The organism is uncultured Nocardioides sp. (assembly GCF_947488025.1).
Lineage (GTDB): Bacteria > Actinomycetota > Actinomycetes > Propionibacteriales > Nocardioidaceae > Nocardioides.
Window position 1 is genome coordinate 33307 of record NZ_CANKYS010000003.1, and the last position, 20556, is coordinate 53862.

The window sequence follows — 20556 nt, forward strand, 5'->3', positions numbered from 1 at the left end:
GGTCAGACGTTGAGGGGGAACGATGCGGACCGCTGGACGATCGGACTCCCTCCGGATCCGTCGGAATCCGGGGCCGGGCCATCGCGGGTCATTCGTCGCGGACGGCCGCCTCCCAGTCCTGACCGCCGTGGAAGACCCCGAGGACGTTCACCACGAGCTCTCCGGAGGACTCGTCGAGCTCGTAGGCGATCAGCGTCCGCTTCTTGAAGGTAGCTGTGCGCATCCCCGGGCGGACGTCGTCGCGTGCTCGGCCGGCACGAGGGAAGTCGCGGATGCCGTCAATGTGATCGAGGATCGCCGAGACGTAGCGCTGGGCGACGTCAGGCTAGGCCTTCTCGGTGATCCAGTCGTCGAGAGCGTTCAGCTGCTGCTGTGCCTCAGGGGTGTAGTTGATCCGGCCCGTCATGGACGGGCGGCCCACTTGGCCTCGAGACCGGCGCGGATGTTCTCAGCCGGGATCGCCGTGGATGGGTCCACCTTCAGCGCGTCGTAGGCGGCGGCAGCTTCGGAGTGCAGCCACGAATCCGAGGCAAGGTCGAACGCCTCCTGCGGGTCGACCGATTCGAGCAACCGGAGAGCGACGTGCTTGCGCACGTCGGGAGGCAGGGACATCCCGGCCTCGTAGAACTCCGATTCGCTCAGCGACACGACGTCAGGTTACTCCGAGCGCCGGGGTCAGCCCCAGAAGATCGGGTCGCTGCTGCTGCCGATGTGGTCCAACAGTGCTTGGACGTTCTTGGTCGGGCGCTTGCGCCTGTACTCGTGGAACTTGAGGTTGCGGTCGCGCCAGTAGATCGCCCACACGCCAGTCGACTTCGTGTAGCGCAGCCGCGCGATCGGGAACCGGGTGTGCTTGCCGACGCCGTCCCACGGTGGCCGCACCTCGACGATGTCGACGTGTCGGTCGGAGACGTCGGCCTCGACCTTGAGCTCTTCCCACAGGTGCTCGGGCACCCGCTCCCGCGCCCAGAGGCGGATGCGGTGCAGATCAGTCTCGGGAAGTGCCATCACAGCAGCATCCTTTGAGAGCTGCCCGGCTGGCCAGCGGTCGACGCGCTAGGGGGTGGACAACGGCCCCAGTCCTCGAACCTGCCTTCCCACAAGCGGATCGCTCAACGGAACGTTCAGATCAGCCAGATCGACGCCCGTCGCGCGCGAGGGCCCGTGCACGTGGACGGTGGTGCGTCAGCCGAGAAGTGCCTCGACGTCGGGGAGCCCCTCGAACCGGGAGAATGTTCCGGCCTCGGCGATCTCCCCGGCGGCCTTGAGGAACCCGTCCCACGCGGTACGGGCGACCGTGCCGCCCACGCTGATCCTCCGCACCCCGAGCTGCGCCGCTTCCGCGGCCGTCGTGAACGGGGCGTTTATCAGCAGGTTCACCGGCTTGGGCGACACCGCGGCCACGATCGCCGACACATGTTCGAGGTTGTCGATGCGGGGTGCGTAGAGGCAGTCCGCTCCGGCTTCGGCGTACGCCTGGAGCCGACGGATCGTCTCGTCGATATCGGGGCGTCCGTAGACGAAGCCCTCTGAGCGTCCCGTCAGGAGGACGTTGGTGCCACTCTGGTCGATGGCGCGTCGGGCGGCGACCATGCGTCGCACGGACAGGTCGAAGTCGAGGAGCGGGTCGCCGTCGTTCCCCGAGGAGTCCTCGATGGAGAGCCCCGCAATCCCCGTCTCGACAGCCATCGTGACGTTGGTCGCCACCCCCTCAGGGTCGACCGCGTAGCCGTCCCGGAAGTCGGCGTTGACCGGCACGTCCACCGCATCGGCTACGAGCCGGAGATGGGCCAGCGCCGCGTCCAGGGTGACCTCCGCGTCGCCGCAGCCCAACGACCAGGCCAGTCCGGCGCTCGTCGTGGCCAGGGCCTCGAACCCCAGCTGCTCCAGCACGCGCGCGCTGCCCACGTCCCACGGGTTCGGCATCACGAAGCATCCCGAGGTGTGCAGTCGGTGGAACTCGTCGACCCGATTCTCATGCGAGCTCATGCCACACCGTCACTCTCATCGGGAGCACTGGCGAGGAAGTACGAGGCACGACGTGCTCATGCGTAGACGCTTCGCAGTGACGACGTTCGGCGAATTACGGCACGGTTCCTCCGTGCCACGTCACGGGCGGTCGCCAACGTCAGGTCGTGGAGCGCCGCCGCCGCGGCGGCGGTCTCCCGCTCCATGGAGAGGTCGAGGGCGGCGACCATCTCCGCGACGTGTGCGGCGGCGTCGGTGACTGCTTGGGCGACGCGGGCTGCCGCCAGCTCGTCCGTCTCTGGCGGGCACCCCGCTCGGCCCCTGGCACGAGACCGCATCACCGCAGCGGCGCCGGCCGCCTCCGTGGCGACAAGCTGCGCTGCCGCAAAGGCGGCCCGCGCCCGGGTGCGCCGCGCCTTCGCCGCTGCCCAGGCCACCGTCCGGGCGGCCGCGACGACGGAAGCGGCGGTGTCGAGGACTGCCTCTGCTGCCGCGGCCTGTGCGTCCAGAGCGATGGCAACGGCTTCCGCGACGGCCTGGTCCACTGTTGCGCGCCCGACGTCACTGTCCTGGACCTGACCTTTGGGAAGGAGTGCCTCGACGTCGGAATGGCGGAATCGCCGGTGTCCCCCGGGCGTGCGGGTGGAGGGGATCTTGCCGGCGCTGGCCCAGCGGCTCACTGTCTTGGGGTGGACGAAGACGAGGGCGCCCACCTCCGCAGGCGTCAGGAGGTGCTCGTGCGGTACCTGCACTGCGGTCATGGGAACCCCCTACCGGATGGCTGCCGACCCTTGCTCCCCTCCCGGAAGCCGGTGGGCAGCCTTGTCACCCTGTGTCGACAGTAGCCCCGTGGGGTCCCTTTTGACCCGCACGAGTGGCGCGAACCTGGGTCATACCTCAAAGTGGACAACCGCGTGCCGGCCTCCCGAAGGTCGTCCCTTTACCGGTCCAGGGTGTCCTATTCCGAGCGGCTCCTTTCGGTTGAACCACGCGTAGCGTCGGAGGACAGGCACGTTGTCTCGCCGCCCAAGCTGCAAGCTCCAGTGTGCTCCGATCTAGGAGTTCCTCATGGAGCGCTTCGCCCGCCTCGTCATGCACCATCGCCGCATCGTCAGCGCTATCTGGTTCGTGCTGCTCGTCGGGGGCGTCGTCTCGACCGGCCCGTTGAACGACCGCTGGTCGGTGGACTTCTCGCTGCCCGGACAGCCCGGCGACGTCGCCGAGCAGCAGCTCATCGACACCTACGGCGTCAGCACCTACGACTCCTACATCGCCGTCGTGACGGTGCCGCAGGGCCAGACCGTCGAGGGGAGCTCCGAGGCCGTGGACGGCGTCATCACCACTGCCGTCGCGGCCGTCCCCGACGTCGAGCTGCGCGTCGTGGACTTCGCCAGCACCCAGGACCCGGGCTTCCTCACCGACGACGGGCGGACGACGTACGCCCTGATCCAGGCCCCGGTCCCCGTGACCTTCGGGGCGCAGATCGAGACACAGCTCGACCCCGCCTTGGCCGAAGCAGCCCAGGCAGCGGGCTTCGAGAGCGGACTGACGTCCTACACCCTGCTGTCCGCGGGCGGTGAGCCGGCGAGCTCCAGCGTCCTGGTCGAGACGTTGCTCGCCGGTGCGGCGGCACTGCTGGTGCTGCTCTTCGTGTATGCCTCGTTCCTGGCCCTGCTCCCTCTCCTCATCGCCGCGGTCTCCATCCTGACGACGTTCATGCTCGTGCTGGCGATGACGACGTTCACCGACGTCAACATGATCGTCCTGTTCCTCGTCGCGCTCATCGGGCTCGGGGTCGCGATCGACTACTCGCTGATCGTGGTCTCGCGATGGCGGGAGGAGCGGGCCCACGGCCGCACCAACGAGGAAGCGGTCGTGGTGGCGATGAAGACCGCTGGTCGTGCCGTCATGGCCTCGGGCGTCACCGTGGCGATCAGCCTGCTGGCGCTGCTGATCCTGCCCGTGCCGGCGCTGCGCAGCATGGGTCTGGCAGGCATGCTGATCCCGCTGGTCAGCGTGGCCGTCGTGCTGACCCTGCTTCCCGCGCTGCTCTCCAGCGTCGGACCGCGCATCGACTACCCCCGCATCCGCAAGGAGAACACCGCCTCCCGCGGCTGGTCCGCGTGGGCACGCCTCATCGTCCGGCACCGCATCATCGCCACCGTCTCGGCCGTCGTCATGCTCGGCCTCCTCATCGTGCCCGTGTCCGACCTCAAGATCGGCCCGGGCTCCAGCCTCGAGTCCCTCGCGGCCGACGGACCCCGCGTCGAGGCCCTCCAGACGCTCACCGACGGTGGCGTGGGGGCCGGAGTCCTCACCCCCATCACGGTGCTGGTGCCGGCCGCCGACGCGCCGGGGGCTGTCGAGGCAGCTCGCGGCGTCGACGGCGTCCAGACGGCCGTCGCCGGGACCGCTCGCGGCGACACTGCCGTCATCGACGTGTTCCCGACCGAGGCGACCCTCGACAGCGACACCTCCGCGATCGTCACCGACATCCGGACAGAGGTCGAGGCAGCCGTGGACGGCGAGGTCGCCATCACCGGTGTCGGTCCCACCATCGAGGACTACCTCACTGCCGTCTACGACAAGTTCCCCTACGTGCTGGGGCTGATCGCCCTGATCACCTACGTCCTGCTGGTCCGCACGTTCCGATCCGTGCTGCTCCCGCTCAAGGCCGTGCTGGTCAACCTGATCTCCCTGGCCGCCGTGTTCGGCTCGATCGTCTTCTTCTGGCAGCTCGGCCACGGCTCCGACGTGATCTTCGACGTCGCACCCAGCGGTGCGATCAACTTCTGGCTCCCGGTCGTGATCTTCGCCTTCCTCTTCGGACTGTCCATGGACTACGAAGTCTTCATCCTCAGCCGGATGCGTGAGGAGTACGACCGGACCGGCGACACCGCGATGGCGGTCATCACCGGCATCGGCCGGACCGGTCGACTCGTCACCTCGGCTGCGCTGATCCTCTTCTTCTCCTTCTCCGCCATCGCGACTGGTCCGGGCACCGACACGAAGGTCCTCGGGACTGCCCTCGGGGTCGGCATCCTCATCGACGCCACCATCGTCCGTGCGCTGTTCGTCCCGGCTCTGGTCAGCCTGTTCGGCAGGTGGAACTGGTGGTTGCCGGGCTGGGTGGCCCGCCTCCTGTTCGTGGAGCCATCTCCCCTGCACCCCGTCCGCGTCGTACCTCCCGACGTGCTTCCCGAGCCCGACAAGGTGCCCGCGGGCACCAGCTGACCCCACCTGACCCACAACGACCCGCAACGACCCGCAGGGAGCACGCCGTGATCGCCATCGAAGGACTCACCAAGAAGTACGGCACGACACTCGCCGTCGACGACGTCACCTTCACCGCCGAAGCCGGACGCGTCACTGGGTTCCTGGGACCGAACGGCGCCGGGAAGTCGACCACGCTCCGGATCATGGTCGGCCTCACCCGCCCCGACACCGGGAGCGCCACGATCTCCGGGCGGCGCTACGTCGACCTGCCCAACCCGGGGCTCGACGTCGGTGTGCTGCTGGACGCCTCCGCCCAGCACGCCGGGCGCACCGGTCGCGAGATCCTCACCCTCGCCCAGCAGTACATGGGCATCCCCCGGTCCCGGGTGGAGGAGATGCTCGAGGTCGTCAGCCTCACCCCGGCCGAGGCGTCGCGCCGGGTGGGCGACTACTCCCTCGGGATGCGGCAGCGACTTGGTATCGCAACCGCGTTGATCGGTGATCCCGAGGTGCTGATCCTCGACGAACCCGCCAATGGGCTCGACCCGGCCGGGATCCGGTGGATGCGCGACCTGCTCCGCGGCTACGCAGACCGCGGCGGCACCGTCCTCCTGTCCTCGCACCTGCTCCACGAGATCGAGGTCATCGCCGACGACATCGTGATGATCGGCCTCGGCCGGATCGTCTCCATGGGGACCAAGACCGCGCTGCTCCACGAAGCCGGCACCGTCGTCCGGGCGGTCGACCTGCTCGCGCTGGAGCTTGCTCTGGCCGCGAGCGGTCTGACCGCCGCCCCCGCGGACGGCGGTGTCCTGTACACCGATGCGGACGCCGCCCTCGTCGGGCGGGTCGCCCTCGATGCCGGAATCGCGCTCACCGAGCTGCGAGCGGCCACCGGCGCCGGGCTGGAAGAGATGTTCCTCGAGCTCACCGCCGCCACCCAACGAGAAGGAGCACCGGCATGAGCACCATCGCCGCCGACCACGTCCGCACTGTGCCCGTGACGACCACCAAGCGGATCCCGCTGACCCGCATCACCGCGGTAGAGCTCCGCAAGATGTTCGACACCCGCTCCGGCTTCTGGTTGATCGCCAGCATCGCGATCACCTCGGCCCTCGCCGCCGGCGGCGTCATCCTCTGGGCGCCGGAGGGCGAGCTCACCTACTCGACCTTCGCCACCGCCATACGGTTCCCCGTGGTCATCATCCTTCCTCTCATCGCGATCCTCTCGGTGACCAGCGAGTGGAGCCAGCGCACCGGCCTGACCACCTTCACCCTCGTCCCGCACCGCGGCCGGATCATCACCGCCAAGGCGATCTCCGCGGTCGCCATCGCCATCGCCGCGATGGTGCTCGCCTTCGCGGTCGGCGCACTGGGCAACGTGCTGGGTGCCGCCATCAGGGGCACCACCCTGGTGTGGGACGTCACCCTCACCCAATGCCTGTACTACGTCCTCGGCATGGTGCTGAGCCTGCTCGTCGGCTTCATGCTCGGCGTGCTCATCCGCTCCTCGACCGGCGCTATCGTCGCCTACTTCATCCTCACGTTCCTGCTGCCGACGATCTTCGGGCTGCTGGCCAGCAGCCAACAGTGGTTCTTCGACCTGCAGCCCTGGGTCGACATCCAGTTCGCCCAGGCCGGGCTGTTCGTCTTCGAGCACACGCTCACCGGTACCGAGTGGGCACACATCGCCGTCACCGGTGTCACCTGGCTAGTCATCCCCCTGCTCATCGGCCTCGCACTGGTGATGCGCTCCGAGGTGAAGTAGCCGCCCGGGAATCTGACACCATCCCCACATCAGATGGCCGACAACGGCCAGGTCGCGGTGATCATCGTGGTCGTCTTCGCAGGATTCGCCGCCACGGTGCAGGGATCTCGCCCTCTTGCTGGCGAGAGTGGGCCACCGCCTCCGGTGCCCCCAGTCCCATGGCCCTGACGGCCGCGGCGCGCGCCGCGGTCTTCACGCCGCGGTGCGGGGCCAATGACCCTCCCGCGATCCCTCCGATCGAGGCTGCGAAGACCGCGGCCGACGGGGTGGACACCCTCGCAACCTTGGTCCGATCCTGGACGGGCAGCCCCAAGCGGCCGAACATCCCTTCGCCCCGGGTCCCGAGCTGGGCCCCTGAGCGGCCAGATCGCGTCCATGGCACCAAACATGTGGCGGACTCTGTGCGGGACTGGAAGGGGACACGCCCCCTCTGACCTGCGGAACGCGCGGATTCAGACGTTGAAGCGGAACTCCACGACGTCGCCGTCGGCCATCACGTAGTCCTTGCCCTCCATGCGCACCTTGCCGGCCTCGCGGGCCTTGAGCATGGAGCCGGCGGCCATCAGGTCGTCGAAGGAGACGATCTCGGCCTTGATGAAGCCCTTCTGGAAGTCGGTGTGGATGACACCGGCGGCCTCGGGGGCGGTGGCGCCCTTCCTGATCGTCCAGGCCCGCGTCTCCTTGGGTCCGGCGGTCAGGTAGGTCTGCAGGCCGAGGGTGTCGAAGCCGACGCGGGCGAGCTGGTCGAGGCCGGACTCGGTGATGCCCATCTCGGCGAGCATCTCGTGCGCCATCTCGTCGTCGTCCATCTCCGCCAGGTCGGCCTCGAACTTGGCGTCGAGGAAGATCGCCTCGGCCGGCGCGATGATCTCGCGCATCTTGTCCTTGAGCGCCTCGTCGGCGAGCTCGTCGGCGTCGCAGTTGAAGACGTAGATGAACGGCTTGGCCGTCAGCAGCGACAGCTCGCGCAGCAGGGAGCGGTCGATGTCGGTGGCGATGATCGGGGTGCCGGACTCGAGTGCCTCCTTGGCGGCCCTGGCAGCCTCGAGGTTGGCGACGAGGTCCTTGACCTTGCGCGACTCCTTCTCGAGCCGGGCGATGGCCTTCTCAACGGTCTCGAGGTCGGCGAAGATCAGCTCGGTCTGGATGGTGGAGATGTCGTTGGCGGGGTTGACCTCGCCGTCGACGTGGGTGACGTCCTCGTCGCGGAAGACGCGGGTCACCTGGCAGATCGCAGCCGACTCGCGGATGTGGGCGAGGAACTTGTTGCCGAGGCCCTCACCCTGCGAGGCGCCGCGCACGATGCCGGCGATGTCGACGAACTCGACGGTGGCGGGCAGCTGCTTGGCGGACTCGAAGACCTCCGCGAGCTGCGGCAGCCGCTCGTCGGGGACGCCGACGACACCCACGTTGGGCTCGATGGTGGCGAACGGGTAGTTCGCCGCGAGGACGTCGTTTTTGGTCAGTGCGTTGAAGAGCGTCGACTTGCCCGCGTTGGGGAGACCGACGATGCCGATGGTGAGAGCCACGGGCGGGGAGTCTACGGCTGCGCGCGGCGCGCGAGCGATTCGCGGCCGGCTGGGAAAGGGGGACGGCAGAGGGCCCGACCGAAGCGGCCGGGCCCTCCCTCCTGCGCGCCGCGGCGTCCGTCAGGAGCCGTGGACCGACCGCACCCCCGCGCGATCAGCCCCCGGTCTTCGACGAGTCACTGGAGGACCCGTTGGCCCCGCCCACGAAACCGCCTGCGGCCCGTGACGGGGAAGGTGCGGGCAGGGTCAGGTGTGTGCACTGCACGAACCTGCAGAAGTCCTCCGCCCGGCCCACGCGGGCTCGCCGTTGCACGAGTTCGCGGCGTCCGGTCCCTCGGGGCGACCTGCAAGACTTCCGGTCATGACTGACGTGGGGGGTACGGCGGTGCTGCGCGAGCCGAGCCAGCAGGTGTCGCCGCGGGCGATCCCGTTCTGGACGGTCTCGGCGCTCATCGGCGACGCCGTCCTCGTGCTCGCCGCGACGGCCGCATACGTGCTGGTGCCAGGCGTCCCGGGGTGGGTCGGACTGCTCGTCGTGCTGCTGGCGCTCCTCGCGACCGTCCACGTGCTGGCGATGCCGCGCATCCGGTTCCGGGTGCACCGGTGGGAGGTCACCGACACGGCCGTCCACACGCGCGAGGGCTGGATCGGCCGCGAGACCCGCATCGCGCCGATCAGCCGCGTGCAGACGGTGGACTCCCGGCAGGGAGCCCTGATGCGGCTGTTCGGGCTCGCCTCGATCACCGTCACGACCGCGTCGGCCGCCGGACCGATCACGGTCGACTGCCTCGACCAGCACGTCGCTCGCGACGTGGTCGCCCGGCTCACCGCCATCACCGCGGCCACCGAGGACGACGCCACGTGATCCCCGAGCCCGGCGAGGGCTACGTCCGGCTCAGCCCGCGCAAGCTCCTGCTCGACCCCGTGAAGGCCGTCGGCCAGGCGATCGTGCCCGTGGTGATCGCGTTGGTCGGGATCAGCCGGAGCGACACCCAGTTCTGGCCGATCATCATCCCGCTCGCCATCATCGGCCCGCTCCTCCTCGGTGCCCTGCCGTGGCTGACCACCCACTACCGCCTCACCGCCACACAGATCCAGGTGCGCAGCGGCGTCCTCAACAAGACCACCTCGACCGCGCCGCTCGACCGGGTGCGCAGCGTCGACCTCGAGGCATCGCTGATGCACCGCATCCTCGGCCTGCAGAAGGTGCAGATCGGCACCGGCGTCGACGACGACCGCATCACCCTCGACGCCCTCGCCGCGCCCGACGCCCAGGCACTGCGTACGACGCTGCTGACGCGTCGCGCGGTTGCCGAGCAGGCCGCCGAGCACGCCGCCCGGTCCGACGACCTCGTGACCGAGCGGTCGGACGAGCCCGTCGCCCCGCCGCCTCCGGCTCCCGCGCCCGCGGTGCCGCTGGCGCAGATCGACTGGTCGTGGCTGCGCTTCGCGCCCTTCAGCCTCGGCCGGCTCGTCCTGGTGCTCGGCGGGCTCGGCGTGCTGTCGCAGTTCGCCGACGACCTGCCGATCTGGAACGAGGAGACGGCCACCTCGGTCTGGCAGTGGCTCACGCAGTTCGCCGTCGCCGCCATCGCGCTCGTGCTCTCCGTCGGCGCGCTGGTCCTCTGGCTGGTCGTGTCGGTCGCCGGCTACGTCCTGCAGTGGTGGGGCTTCCGCCTCGTGCGCGAGCACGGCTCGCTGCACCTCACCTCCGGTCTGGTGACCACCCGCTCGATCACGGTCGAGGAGGCGAAGGTCCGCGGCGTCGAGATCACCGAGCCGGTGCTGATGCGGCTGGTCGGCGGGGCCGAGCTGTCCACGCTGGCCACGGGCGTGGAGGACGGTGTCACCCAGGTCCTGCCGCCGTGCCCGCGCGACGTCGCCGTCGCGGTCGGCGAGGCGGTGCTCGACCGCCCCGGGCCGCTGGTCGAGCCGCTCGTGGAGCACGGGCCGAAGGCCCGCCGGCGCGCATGGTTCCGCCAGCTCCGCAACGCGCTGGACGTCATCGTGCTGCTGGCCGTCGGCTGGTGGTGGTTCGACCTCACGTGGTGGTGGCTCGCCGCGGTGGCAGTCGGGCTCCTCGTGCTCGCGGCGGCGGCGGGCGAGGCGACGTACCGCCACCTCGGGCACGCGCTCTCGGCGGACCACCTCGTCGCCGGTGGCGGCACGTTCGCCCGGATCCGCACGGTGCTCGAGACCGAGGGCATCATCGGCTGGGTGGTCTCGCAGTCGTGGTGGCAGCGCCGCATCGGGCTCGCCGACCTGACGGCCACGACGGCCGCGGGCGCCGAGCGGGTGCTGGTCCGCGACGTACGCCTCGACGTGGCCGTGGCGCTGGCCGACCGGGCCACGCCCGGGCTGCTCACCGACTTTCTGGCGCCAGCGAGGACCCCGCAACCGGCCCGGAGCCACGCCCGCAACTCGGCCTCGAACTCGGCCTAGAACCAGGCGTCGCGCATCTCCAGCGTGGTGGTGTCGCCCGAGGCCAGCAGGTCGAGCATCGGGCCCACCTTGGGCAGCTCCCAGCGGAAGAAGTAGCGCGCCGCCGCCCGCTTGCCGTCGTAGAAGTCACCCGTCTTCTCCCCCACCGCGACGAGCTGCTCGAGCCACATCCAGGCGACCACGACGTGGCCGGCGGCCTCGAGGTAGACCGTGGCGTTGGCCATCGTGCGCTCGGGATCGCCCAGCCCGGCGAGCGCGAGGGTGACCTCGCCCAGCCGGTCCACGGCCGCCTGCAGCGCGTCGGCGTGGACGGCGGGCTCGCCGCCGAGGTCGCGGGCCCGCCCGACGGTGTCGGCGATGCGGGCGGCGAGGGCCGTCAGCGAGGCGCCGCCACCGCCGAGGACCTTGCGGCCGAGGAGGTCGAGCGCCTGGATGCCGTGGGTGCCCTCGTGGATGGGGTTGAGCCGCTGGTCGCGCCAGTGGGCCTCGACGTCGTAGTCGCGGGTGTAGCCGGACCCGCCGAGCACCTGGATGGCCAGGCTGTTGCTCTCCTGGCCCCACTGCGAGGGCCACGACTTCGCGATCGGCGTGAGCAGGTCGAGCAGCCGGCTGCTCTCGGTGCGCTCCTCCTCGTCGCGCGCGGTCGCCTGGATGTCGAGCAGACGCGAGCAGTAGAGGTTGAGGGCCAGGGCGCCCTCGACGTAGGACTTCTGCGCGAGCAGCATGCGCCGCACGTCGGCGTGCTCGATGATCGGCACCTGCGGCGCGCCGGGGTCGGCGCCCGTCAGCCGGCGGCCCTGCGGGCGGGAGCGGGCGTACTCCAGCGACTTGAGGTAGGCGGTGTAGGCCGTGGTCGTGGCGGACATCCCGACCCCGAGCCGGGCCGCGTTCATCATGTGGAACATGTAGGACAGGCCCTTGCCGGGCTCGCCGACGAGGTAGCCGATCGCTCCGGGTGCGCCGCCGGGCGTGAAGGAGCCGCCGCCGAAGACCGGTGCGGTGTTGACCGTGCCGCGGCTGCCGAGCTTGTGGTTGATCCCGGCCAGCGCGACGTCGTTGCGCTCGCCGATGGAGCCGTCCTCGCCGACGAGGTGCTTGGGGACCACGAAGAGCGAGATGCCGCGGGTGCCGGGCGCAGCATCGGGCAGCTTGGCCAGGACGAGGTGGACGATGTTGTCGCCCATCTCGTGGTCGCCGCCGGAGATCCACATCTTGTTGCCGAAGATCCGGAACGTGCCGTCGTCGGCGGGGACCGCACGCGTGAGGACGTCACCGATGCTGGAGCCGGCGTGCGGCTCGGACAGCGTCATCGTGCCGAAGAAGCGTCCCTCCAGCATCGGGGTCACGTAGCGCTCGACCTGCTCGGGGGTGCCGTGGGCCAGCAGCAACCCGGCGTTGGCGACGGTGAGGAAGGAGTACGCCGCGGTGCCGATGTTGGCCGCGGTGAACCACGCCATGCACGCCGACGCGACCACGTGCGGGACCTGCTGACCGCCCACCTCCTCGTCGAGGCTCAGCGTGAGCAGGTCGGCCTTGGCGAAGGCCTCCAACGCCGTGGCGATCTCCGGGATGAGGTGCACCTTCTCGCCGTCGAACACCGGCTCCTCGGTGTCGCTGCGACGGTAGTGCGGCGCGAAGTGCTCGGTGGCCAGCTGCTCGCACAGCGCCAGGAGGGCGTCGTACGTCTCCCGGTCGTGCTCGGCGAACCGGGGCCGTTCGGCCAGCTGCTCGACGTCGAGCCACTCGAACAGCAGGAACTGCAGGTCGCGTGCGGAGAGGATCGTCGAGGGCGAGGAAGGGGTGGGCACACGCCGAGGTTACCCGGAAGTAGCCCGGGCGTCCCGACGGTCCGGACAGGCCGAACGCCCCTCCGCTCGGGACGGAAGGGGCGCTCGGGGCTGGGTGAGGAGGGTGCGTCAGGGGTAGGCGATGGCCGCGCCCTGGCGGTCGGTCGCCGTCATGCTGAGGTTGCTCGACGTGCCGTTGCACTGGGGGTAGTGCATGATCGACGAGGAGTCGTACGGCGTCAGCGAGACCCAGTTGTTGTCCTCGAAGCACGTGCCGGCCTCGGGCCGGGTGTGCTCGTGACGGAAGCCCAGCGTGTGGCCGAGCTCGTGGCCCATGATGTTGGCCGGGGTCCACGAACCGGAGGTCCAGATCGAGTCGTCCACCAGCACGTTGCGCGAGCGCTTGGGAGTGCTCGGGAAGAATGCGCGGGCGATGTACTGCGTGGTCTGCACCGGCTCGACCGAGAAGAGCACGCTCTTGTTGCGGGTGGTGCAGCTGCCGTCCTGCGAGGAGACGTGGACGTAGTTGATCCGCGGCGCGGCGCCCTCCCACAGGGCTGCACCGGCGGCCATCGCGTTGACCACGTCGGTGTAGCGCGAGCCGAACTTGGTGCTCACGCAGTAGGTCAGGTTGCCGACCTGCGCCGTGGACCACTTGTCCTGGACGCCGCCGACGGTGTTGACGACGAGCCCTTCCTCCATGGCCTCCTCGGAGCCGTGGACCATCCGGTCGTAGTAGTCCTTGAGGTCGCCGGTGGTGCTGACCGGCTCGTCGCCGTTGACGATGTACTGCTGGTCGACGTCCTTGTAGGACGACGACTGGAACTCCTGGAAGGACGGGATCTCCGAGTCCGTCATGGCCATTGCCGGTGAGGCGAGGGCCGCGCCGAGGAGTGCGGCGGAGCTGAGGGCGATCGCCCCGAGTCGACTGCGCTGCATGCTGTTTCTTCTCTCCTGATGGGGGGATTGGCACACGCCATCTCGGAGTCCTGAGCAGCGCCGGCGATGACCAGGTCAGCGTCCGACAGGGTGGAGCAGGTGGTGGCACGAGTTCCCGAGACAGGTGCGTGCCGATGAACCTCCCCCACGGAGCCCCGATCTGTAAAGAGTTTCCTGCGTAAAGACTTCCTCGCCCCACGGCGTACGGCCCGAACTGCCCTCCTTAGGGTGGAGGCGTGCGCATCGCGACCTGGAACGTCAACTCCCTCCGCTCCCGCATCGACCGCGTCGAGGCGTTCGTGCAGCGCCACGACATCGACGTGCTCGCCCTGCAGGAGACCAAGGCACGCGAGGACCAGCTGCCGCTGATGGGGCTGCAGGCGCTCGGGTACGACGTCGCCGTCGCCGGGCTCAACCAGTGGAACGGCGTCGCGCTGCTCTCGCGCGTCGGCCTCGAGGACGTCGAGGTCGGCTTCACCGACATGCCCGGCTGGGGCGACCCCCTGGCGGCCGAGTCGCGCGCCATCGGGGCGACCTGCGGCGGCGTGCGCATCTGGTCGCTCTACGTCCCCAACGGCCGCAAGCCCGACGACCCGCACTACACCTACAAGCTCGACTGGCTGGCCCGGCTGCGCGCGACCGCGAGCGGCTGGCTCGACGGCGAGACCGCGCTGGTCGGCGACTGGAACATCTGCCCGACCAACGACGACGTCTTCGACGTCAAGCAGTTCGCGAAGTCGACGCACGTGACGCCGCCCGAGCGCGCCGCCTTCCAGGGGTTCCTCGACGACGGGTACGCCGAGGTGACCCGCGCCCACGACGCCGGCTACACCTACTGGGACTACTACCGGCAGCGCTTCGAGCGCGACCGCGGCCTCAAGATCGACTTCGTCCTCGCCTCCCCCACCCTCGCGTCGCGGGTCAGCGGCGCCTTCGTCGACCGCGACGAGCGCGACCCCGCCCAGGGCTCGGGCTCGCCGTCCGACCACGCGCCGGTCGTCGTCGACCTGGACTGAGACCCAGCGCGGATGCTCCCCCACGCCGAGGAGGTCGCGGCGACCTTCGGGCTCGGGACCGTCCACTCCGCCGCACCGGTGGCGGGCGGGCTCTCCAACGACCTGTGGCGAGTGGACACCGACACCGATCGCTACGCCGTGAAGGTGATGCGCACCAACGCCGGCGCGCCCAACTTCACGGCCAACGTCGAGGCGGCGTACGCCGTCGAGCAGGCCGCGTTCGACGCCGGGGTCCCCTGCCCGGAGCCCGTGCCCGTCGACGGGCGCTGCCTCGTCGCGGTCGGGCCGGAGCTGGTGCGCGTGCACCTTTGGGTCGAGGGCCGGCCGGTGTCGCCGGCAGACTGGCTCGATCAGGCAGGTGCGCTGGCAGCCCACATCCACGCGGTGGCCGACCACGTCGAGGCCCCGCTCGACGACCGACCGCGGGGCGCCGACGGGTGGGCCGCCCTGGCCGGGCGCCCCGACGTCCCGACAACCCTCGCCGCCCGCCTGCACCGGCACGCCGGGGACCTCGCCGAGCTGGAGGAGCGCACCGCAGCCACCGGTCTCCACGTCACCCACGCCGGCACGCACGGCGACCTCGACCCCAAGAACACCCTCGCCCTCGGCACCACCCTGCTCGCGCTCGACTGGGACGCCGCAGGTCCGCGGTCGATCGTCCGGGAGGCCGTCGCGGTCGGGCTCGACTGGAGCACCGACGTCGCCGGGTTTGCGCGCGTGCTGACGGCGTACGCCGCAACCGGCGCCTCGGTGCCGGCCGAGCCCTGGGTCTTCGGCGGGTGGGTCGCGGCGACCACCGGCTGGCTCGCACACCAGGTGACGGCGCCCGTCGACACCCCGCACGGCGCCGCGCTCGGCGCCGCCGAGGCGACCCTCGCCCTCGACCGGCTGCTCCGCCTGCGCGCGTCGCTCCCCGAGCACCTCGCCGTCCTGGCCGACGCACGCTGAGCGACCGACGTCCGCGGGACTGTCGGTGCCCACCTCCATGCTGGTCACATGGACACCTTCCCCCTCGTGCTGACCCTGGCGGTCGTCCTCACCGTCGGGCTGGCCCTCGGTGCCGTGATCGGCGTGCTCTGGGCACGCAGCCGCCCGGCCGACGACACGGCGGTCGCCGCGCTGCAGCAGCGGGTCGCCGACCACGCCGTCGTCCAGGACGGGCTCGAGCGGCTCCAGGACCAGCTGAGCGACCTGGCCCACGACCGCACCGCGTGGCAGGCCCAGCTGCACCAGCAGGTGGCCGACGTCCGCCACTCCACCGACGTGCTGCGGCACGAGACCCACACCCTCGCGACGGCTCTGCGCAAGCCGCAGGTGCGGGGGCAGTGGGGCGAGCTCCACCTGCGCCGGACCGTCGAGCTGGCCGGCCTGGTCGACCACTGCGACTTCGCCGAGCAGACGCGGCTCGACGACGGGCGGCTGCGGCCCGACCTCGTCGTCACCCTCGCGGGCGGGCGCACCATCGCGGTCGACGCCAAGGCGCCGCTCGCCGCCTTCCTCGACCTCACCGGGGCCGACGACCCCGCCGAGCACGAGCGGGCGCTCGCCCGGCTCGGGGAGCACGTCCGCAAGCACGTCGCCGACCTCGGGTCGCGGCGCTACTGGGAGGCGCTGGCCGGGACCCCGGAGTTCGTCGTGCTGTTCCTCCCCGGCGAGGCGATCCTCCAGGCGGCCCTGCAGGCCGTGCCCGACCTCGTCGAGCAGGCGGCGGCCCGCAACGTCGTGCTGGCCACCCCGTCGACGCTGATCGCCCTGCTGCGCACGGTCGCCCAGGGCTGGCAGCACGAGGTGCTCAACGCCCAGGCCCAGGAGGTGCAACGGCTCGGGCAGGAGCTCCACGCGCGGCTGGGCTCGATGGCCGGGCACCTCGACAAGGTGGGCCGCTCCCTCAACGCCAGCGTCGTCGCCTACAACCAGGCGATGGGGTCGCTCGAGGGGCGCGTGCTGGTGTCCGCGCGCCGCTTCGCCGATCTCGGCGTCACCAACGACCAGCTGGAAGGCCCCCGCCAGGTGGAGACCGTGCCTCGCTCGGCCGCCGCCCCCGAGCTGGGTGTCCTCGACGGCGTACCTGGTGCCACCGGCGAGCCGACGCTCGACGACCTCCTCGACCAGCACTCCGGCACGGCACCCGCCGCGGCGCGCCGCGCGCAGGGCGCCTGAGATCGGTCCTAGGTTGGAGCTCGTGACGCGGGCCGGTGGGTTCTGGCAGGTCGGGCAGGAGCCGGGCCGTCAGGTGGTGCTGCTGGGAGTCGCCCTCACGCTCACCGCCGTCGCCGTCGACGTGCTCCTGGTGGGCAGCCTCTCGCTCTTCTTCGACCTCTGCTTCATGGCGCTCTGCCTGGGGCTGGCGGCGCTCGTGCGACGGCAGGACTTCTACCTCGTCGCGCTGCTCCCACCGGTGCTCATGGTGGTCGTGTTCGGGTTCATCGCCCTCGTCGCGCGCGACGCGGTCGCCGACCCCCGCGACAGCGTCCTGCAGGCCGTCGTCTCCGGGGTCGCCACCCACGGCGTCGCCCTGTTCATCGGCTACGCGCTGTGCCTGGGCTGGCTCGGCTGGCGGCTCCACCGCAAGGGCGACCTCGCCTCCGAGCTCGAGCGCGAGCTCGGCCAGCCCGCCGGCTGACCGCCTCAGGCCTCGAAGCGGGAGGGGTCGCCCGCGCCACGGCGTACGACGACCGGCTCGGCGTCGGACCAGTCGATCACCGTCGTGGGCTCGGCCGTCACCTCGCCCGACTCGACGACGATGTCCACGGCGTGGTCGAGGTCCTCCTTGATCTCCCACCCCATCGTCCGCGCCTCGGTCTCGCCGGGCAGGATCAGGGTGCTGGTGAGGATCGGCTCGCCGAGCTCCTCGAGCAATGCGCAGACGAGCGTGTGCTCCGGGATGCGGACGCCGACCGTGCGCTTCTTCGGGTGCATCAGCCGCTTGGGCACCTCGCCCGTCGCGGGGAGGATGAACGTGTAGGGCCCCGGGGTCGCTGCCTTGATCGCCCGGAACGCGTTGTTGTCGACGTGGACGAACTGCCCGAGCTGGGAGAAGTCCTTGCACATCAGCGTGAAGTGGTGACGGTCGTCCAGCTCACGGATCTTGAGGATCCGGTCGCGGCCCTCCCGGTTGCCGAGCCGCGCCCCGAGGGCGTAGCCGGAGTCGGTCGGGTAGGCGATGAGCTGGTCGGCGCGCAGGGCCTCGACGACCTGGGAGACGAGCCGCGGCTGCGGGTTTTCCGGGTGGATGTCCAGGTAGCGGGCCATCGTGCGCTCCTCCTCAGGCCTTCTGCGCGGCGCGCAGGTCTCGTCGCAGCTCCGGCGGCAGCGCGAAGATGAGGGACTCCTCGGCCGAGTGCACCGCGCGCGCGTCGGGATAGCCACGCTCGGAGAGGAACGCGAGCACGCCCTCGACGAGGTCCTCAGGCACCGAGGCGCCCGACGTGACGGACACGGTCTCGACACCCTCGAGCCAGGCCTCGTCGATCTCGGTGTGGTCGTCGACGAGGTAGGACGCCTTGGCGCCGGCCTCGAGAGCCACCTCGACCAACCGTACGGAGTTCGAGGAGTTGCGCGAGCCGACCACGATCACCAGGTCGGCGGCCGAGGAGATCTCCTTGACGGCGAGCTGACGGTTCTGGGTGGCGTAGCAGATGTCGTCGCTCGGCGGGTCGAGCAGCAGCGGGAACTTCTCCCGGATCGCCGCGACCGTCTCCAGCGTCTCGTCCACGCTCAACGTGGTCTGCGAGAGCCAGGCCACCTTGGCGGGGTCGCGGACCTCGATGCGGGCGACGTCGGCCGGGCTCTCGACGAGCTGGATGTGGTCGGGTGCCTCGCCCGCCGTGCCCTCGACCTCCTCGTGCCCGGCGTGGCCGATGAGCAGGATGTCGTAGTCGTCGGAGGCGAAGCGCTTGGCCTCGTGGTGCACCTTCGTCACCAGCGGGCAGGTGGCGTCGATGGTCTTCAGGCCGCGCTCGGCGGCCTGGGCGTGGACGGCCGGCGAGACACCGTGGGCGGAGAAGACCACGGTCCTGCCCTCGGGGACCTCGTCGAGCTCCTCGACGAAGATCGCGCCACGCGACTCGAGGTTGGCCACCACGTGCTTGTTGTGCACGATCTGCTTGCGCACGTAGACCGGTGCGCCGTAGAGGTCGAGCGCCTTCTCGACCGTGATCACTGCGCGGTCCACACCGGCGCAGTAGCCGCGGGGAGCCGCGAGCAGGACGTTCTTGGCGGTCTCGGGATCGAGGACCGGAGGAAGGCCGAGGTCGGTGCTCATGGCGCTGAGTCTACGGGCGTGTCCGTTGCCTCCCCTATCCTCGCCGCGTGCCCTCACTCCGCGACGCCACGGCAGAGTCGCCGGCCCCGGTGCGGGCCGTCGCCAACGCCGTCGCGCAATGGATCGACAAGCTCGGCGGCGTGTGGGTCGAGGGCCAGATCGCGCAGGTCAACCGACGCCCGGGCATGCAGACCGTCTTCATGACGCTGCGCGACACGGTCGCCGACATCTCGGTGACGCTGACCTGCTCGCGGTCACTGGTCGACTCGATGAACCCGCCCCTCGTCGAGGGCGCGAGCGTCGTCGTGCACGCCCGGCCCAGCTTCTACGCCAACCGGGGGTCGTTCTCCCTGGCCGCACGCGAGATCCGGATGGTCGGGATCGGCGAGCTGCTGGCCCGGCTCGAGCGCCGCCGCCAGCTCCTCGCCGCCGAGGGCCTGTTCGCCGCCGAGCTCAAGCGCGACCTGCCGTTCCTCCCCGGCCGCGTCGGCCTCGTGACCGCGCCCAACAGCGCCGCCGAGCGCGACGTCCTCGACAACGCGCGCCGCCGCTGGCCGGCCGTGCAGTTCGAGGTCGCCTACGCCGCCATGCAGGGCACGCGGTCGGCGGCCGAGGTGATGGAGGCACTCGACCGGCTCGAGCGCCACGCCGACGTCGACGTCGTGGTCGTGGCGCGCGGTGGCGGCTCGATCGAGGACCTGCTGCCGTTCTCCGACGAGGCGCTGATCCGCGCCGTGCACCGGATGCGTACGCCGGTGGTGTCGGCGATCGGTCACGAGCCCGACCAGCCGCTGCTCGACCTGGTCGCCGACGTCCGGGCCTCCACGCCCACCGATGCCGCCAAGCTGGTCGTGCCCGACATGGCCGAGGAGGTCCAAGGGGTCACCTGGGCCCGCGACCGGCTGCGCCAGGTGATCACCCATCGCATCGCCCGGGAGGAGGAGTGGCTCGCCCAGGCGCGCTCGCGTCCGGCCATGGCCGACCCGCGCAACCTGCTCACCGCCCGCTCCGACGAGCTCGACGAGCTGCTCGCGCGCGCCCGTCGTACGCTCTCCCACCGACTCGACCGGGCCGCCGACGACATCGGCCACCAGCGCGCCCGGGCACAGGCGCTCTCGCCGCTCGCCACCCTGCAGCGCGGCTATGCCGTGCTCCAGGACGCCGACGGCCACGTCGTCACGTCCGTCGCGCAGGCCGAGGTCGGCGCCGCGGTCTCCGTGCGGGTCGCCGACGGACGCATCCATGCCACGACAGACCGCATCGACACTGACCACACAGACATAGGCACGTTGGTCGAGGAGGACCCCGATGAGTGACGCCACCCCTGACCAGCCGAGCTATGAAGAGGCCCGCGAGGAGCTCATCGAGGTGGTGCGCACCCTCGAGGCCGGCGGCACGACCCTCGAGGAGTCCCTCGCCCTCTGGGAGCGCGGCGAAGCCCTCGCGAAGATCTGCCAGCAATGGCTCGACGGCGCCCGCAAGCGCCTCGACGACGCGATGGGCGCCGAGGACTCCTGACCTCGTGTCGTCCTGGGCTTTGCCCGCTCCGTCGGTCGAGCGGTGGCCCACCCACGTTCGGCGGCTGGGGACTGTGGGCCAGCCACCGCTGGAGCGCGGCGGTGAGCCA

At 70.7% G+C, this 20556-nt stretch carries 19 protein-coding genes and 2 pseudogenes; 11 read left to right on the forward strand and 10 right to left on the reverse strand.

The genetic code is table 11. From position 1 onward, the window contains the following. Positions 1-88 precede the first annotated feature (88 nt). From Q1B24_RS06760 to Q1B24_RS21835, 5 genes and pseudogenes are all read right to left on the reverse strand, one after another. Positions 89-307: pseudogene (locus Q1B24_RS06760) on the reverse strand (type II toxin-antitoxin system RelE/ParE family toxin); the annotation flags it as partial. 95 nt (positions 308-402) lie between these two features. After that, positions 403-648 carry a hypothetical protein gene (locus tag Q1B24_RS06765; RefSeq protein ID WP_299925272.1) on the reverse strand — a complete coding sequence of 82 codons (246 nt, stop codon included), beginning with the start codon at positions 646-648 and terminating at the stop codon, positions 403-405. 27 nt (positions 649-675) lie between these two features. Then, positions 676-1008 carry a DUF3024 domain-containing protein gene (locus Q1B24_RS06770; protein WP_299925275.1) on the reverse strand — a complete coding sequence of 111 codons (333 nt, stop codon included), beginning with the start codon at positions 1006-1008 and terminating at the stop codon, positions 676-678. A gap of 177 nt (positions 1009-1185) precedes the next feature. Next, entirely contained in the window at positions 1186-1989 is an 804-nt protein-coding gene (locus Q1B24_RS06775) for an isocitrate lyase/phosphoenolpyruvate mutase family protein (RefSeq protein WP_299925278.1), read from the reverse strand. Between the two features lie 551 nt (positions 1990-2540). Continuing rightward, positions 2541-2729, reverse strand: a pseudogene (locus tag Q1B24_RS21835) (BldC family transcriptional regulator); the annotation flags it as partial. 307 nt (positions 2730-3036) lie between these two features. On the opposite strand from Q1B24_RS21835, the gene Q1B24_RS06785 reads away from it, so the two are divergent. Genes Q1B24_RS06785 through Q1B24_RS06795 form a run of 3 tightly spaced genes read left to right on the forward strand, consistent with a single transcriptional unit; the run spans position 3037 to position 6952 of the window. Further along, the gene (locus Q1B24_RS06785) at positions 3037-5202 is read left to right on the forward strand and encodes an MMPL family transporter (RefSeq protein WP_299925284.1); all 2166 of its coding nucleotides are present in this window, start codon (positions 3037-3039) and stop codon (positions 5200-5202) included. Between the two features lie 47 nt (positions 5203-5249). Further along, the gene (locus Q1B24_RS06790; protein ID WP_299925287.1) at positions 5250-6149 is read left to right on the forward strand and encodes an ATP-binding cassette domain-containing protein; all 900 of its coding nucleotides are present in this window, start codon (positions 5250-5252) and stop codon (positions 6147-6149) included. Then, positions 6146-6952, forward strand: coding sequence for an ABC transporter permease subunit (locus Q1B24_RS06795; RefSeq protein WP_299925290.1), 807 nt, complete (start codon positions 6146-6148; stop codon positions 6950-6952). The genes Q1B24_RS06790 and Q1B24_RS06795 overlap by 4 nt, the downstream gene beginning before the upstream one ends. Before the next feature lie 452 nt (positions 6953-7404). Here the strand turns inward: Q1B24_RS06795 and ychF are convergent, their stop codons facing one another. After that, complete coding sequence (gene ychF / locus Q1B24_RS06800) at positions 7405-8481, reverse strand: redox-regulated ATPase YchF (RefSeq protein ID WP_299925292.1); 1077 nt, start codon at positions 8479-8481, stop codon at positions 7405-7407. A 361-nt stretch (positions 8482-8842) separates the two neighbouring features. Here ychF and Q1B24_RS06805 point away from each other — a divergent pair, with 361 nt between their 5' ends. Beyond that, positions 8843-9346 carry a PH domain-containing protein gene (locus Q1B24_RS06805; RefSeq protein WP_299925294.1) on the forward strand — a complete coding sequence of 168 codons (504 nt, stop codon included), beginning with the start codon at positions 8843-8845 and terminating at the stop codon, positions 9344-9346. Beyond that, complete coding sequence (locus Q1B24_RS06810; RefSeq protein WP_299925297.1) at positions 9343-10923, forward strand: PH domain-containing protein; 1581 nt, start codon at positions 9343-9345, stop codon at positions 10921-10923. The genes Q1B24_RS06805 and Q1B24_RS06810 overlap by 4 nt, the downstream gene beginning before the upstream one ends. Here the strand turns inward: Q1B24_RS06810 and Q1B24_RS06815 are convergent. Next, the gene (locus Q1B24_RS06815) at positions 10920-12731 is read right to left on the reverse strand and encodes an acyl-CoA dehydrogenase (RefSeq protein WP_299925300.1); all 1812 of its coding nucleotides are present in this window, start codon (positions 12729-12731) and stop codon (positions 10920-10922) included. The two genes, Q1B24_RS06810 and Q1B24_RS06815, sit on opposite strands and share 4 nt — an antisense overlap. A 108-nt stretch (positions 12732-12839) precedes the next feature. After that, on the reverse strand, positions 12840-13649 hold the full coding sequence (locus Q1B24_RS06820) for a M57 family metalloprotease (RefSeq protein ID WP_299925303.1): 810 nt from the start codon (positions 13647-13649) through the stop codon (positions 12840-12842). Between the two features lie 236 nt (positions 13650-13885). Here Q1B24_RS06820 and Q1B24_RS06825 point away from each other — a divergent pair, with 236 nt between their 5' ends. The 4 genes from Q1B24_RS06825 to Q1B24_RS06840 are packed head-to-tail and all read left to right on the forward strand — an operon-like array spanning position 13886 to position 17288. Next, positions 13886-14665 (forward strand): exodeoxyribonuclease III, encoded by a 780-nt coding sequence (locus Q1B24_RS06825; RefSeq protein ID WP_299925306.1) that lies wholly within the window; start codon positions 13886-13888, stop codon positions 14663-14665. Positions 14666-14677: 12 nt separating this feature from the next. After that, positions 14678-15613 carry a phosphotransferase gene (locus Q1B24_RS06830; RefSeq protein WP_299925309.1) on the forward strand — a complete coding sequence of 312 codons (936 nt, stop codon included), beginning with the start codon at positions 14678-14680 and terminating at the stop codon, positions 15611-15613. A gap of 48 nt (positions 15614-15661) precedes the next feature. Further along, positions 15662-16825 (forward strand): DNA recombination protein RmuC, encoded by a 1164-nt coding sequence (locus Q1B24_RS06835; protein ID WP_299925312.1) that lies wholly within the window; start codon positions 15662-15664, stop codon positions 16823-16825. A 22-nt stretch (positions 16826-16847) separates the two neighbouring features. Then, a complete protein-coding gene (locus Q1B24_RS06840) occupies positions 16848-17288 on the forward strand; it encodes a DUF6542 domain-containing protein (RefSeq protein WP_299925315.1) in 441 nt (146 codons plus the stop codon). Positions 17289-17293: 5 nt separating this feature from the next. Here Q1B24_RS06840 and Q1B24_RS06845 read toward each other — a convergent pair whose 3' ends face one another. Then, on the reverse strand, positions 17294-17917 hold the full coding sequence (locus tag Q1B24_RS06845; protein ID WP_299925322.1) for an L-threonylcarbamoyladenylate synthase: 624 nt from the start codon (positions 17915-17917) through the stop codon (positions 17294-17296). A gap of 13 nt (positions 17918-17930) precedes the next feature. After that, positions 17931-18929: a 4-hydroxy-3-methylbut-2-enyl diphosphate reductase gene (locus Q1B24_RS06850; protein WP_299925325.1), complete on the reverse strand. Its 999-nt coding sequence runs from the start codon at positions 18927-18929 to the stop codon at positions 17931-17933. A gap of 47 nt (positions 18930-18976) precedes the next feature. Here Q1B24_RS06850 and xseA point away from each other — a divergent pair, with 47 nt between their 5' ends. Next, complete coding sequence (gene xseA, locus Q1B24_RS06855; protein WP_299925328.1) at positions 18977-20245, forward strand: exodeoxyribonuclease VII large subunit; 1269 nt, start codon at positions 18977-18979, stop codon at positions 20243-20245. After that, a complete protein-coding gene (locus tag Q1B24_RS06860) occupies positions 20238-20447 on the forward strand; it encodes an exodeoxyribonuclease VII small subunit (protein WP_299925331.1) in 210 nt (69 codons plus the stop codon). Before xseA ends, Q1B24_RS06860 begins: the two co-directional genes overlap by 8 nt. The last annotated feature ends 109 nt before the right edge of the window (positions 20448-20556 follow it).

What these genes read in the sequence shown, in the direction of transcription:
- Q1B24_RS06770 (WP_299925275.1), bottom strand. Translation starts at nt 1,008, where the DNA reads ATGGCACTTCCCGAGACTGATCTGCACCGCATCCGCCTCTGGGCGCGG.
- Q1B24_RS06775 (WP_299925278.1), bottom strand. Translation starts at nt 1,989, where the DNA reads ATGAGCTCGCATGAGAATCGGGTCGACGAGTTCCACCGACTGCACACC.
- Q1B24_RS06785 (WP_299925284.1), top strand. Translation starts at nt 3,037, where the DNA reads ATGGAGCGCTTCGCCCGCCTCGTCATGCACCATCGCCGCATCGTCAGC.
- Q1B24_RS06795 (WP_299925290.1), top strand. Translation starts at nt 6,146, where the DNA reads ATGAGCACCATCGCCGCCGACCACGTCCGCACTGTGCCCGTGACGACC.
- Q1B24_RS06805 (WP_299925294.1), top strand. Translation starts at nt 8,843, where the DNA reads ATGACTGACGTGGGGGGTACGGCGGTGCTGCGCGAGCCGAGCCAGCAG.
- Q1B24_RS06820 (WP_299925303.1), bottom strand. Translation starts at nt 13,649, where the DNA reads ATGCAGCGCAGTCGACTCGGGGCGATCGCCCTCAGCTCCGCCGCACTC.
- Q1B24_RS06830 (WP_299925309.1), top strand. Translation starts at nt 14,678, where the DNA reads ATGCTCCCCCACGCCGAGGAGGTCGCGGCGACCTTCGGGCTCGGGACC.
- Q1B24_RS06835 (WP_299925312.1), top strand. Translation starts at nt 15,662, where the DNA reads ATGGACACCTTCCCCCTCGTGCTGACCCTGGCGGTCGTCCTCACCGTC.
- Q1B24_RS06845 (WP_299925322.1), bottom strand. Translation starts at nt 17,917, where the DNA reads ATGGCCCGCTACCTGGACATCCACCCGGAAAACCCGCAGCCGCGGCTC.
- Q1B24_RS06850 (WP_299925325.1), bottom strand. Translation starts at nt 18,929, where the DNA reads ATGAGCACCGACCTCGGCCTTCCTCCGGTCCTCGATCCCGAGACCGCC.
- Q1B24_RS06860 (WP_299925331.1), top strand. Translation starts at nt 20,238, where the DNA reads ATGAGTGACGCCACCCCTGACCAGCCGAGCTATGAAGAGGCCCGCGAG.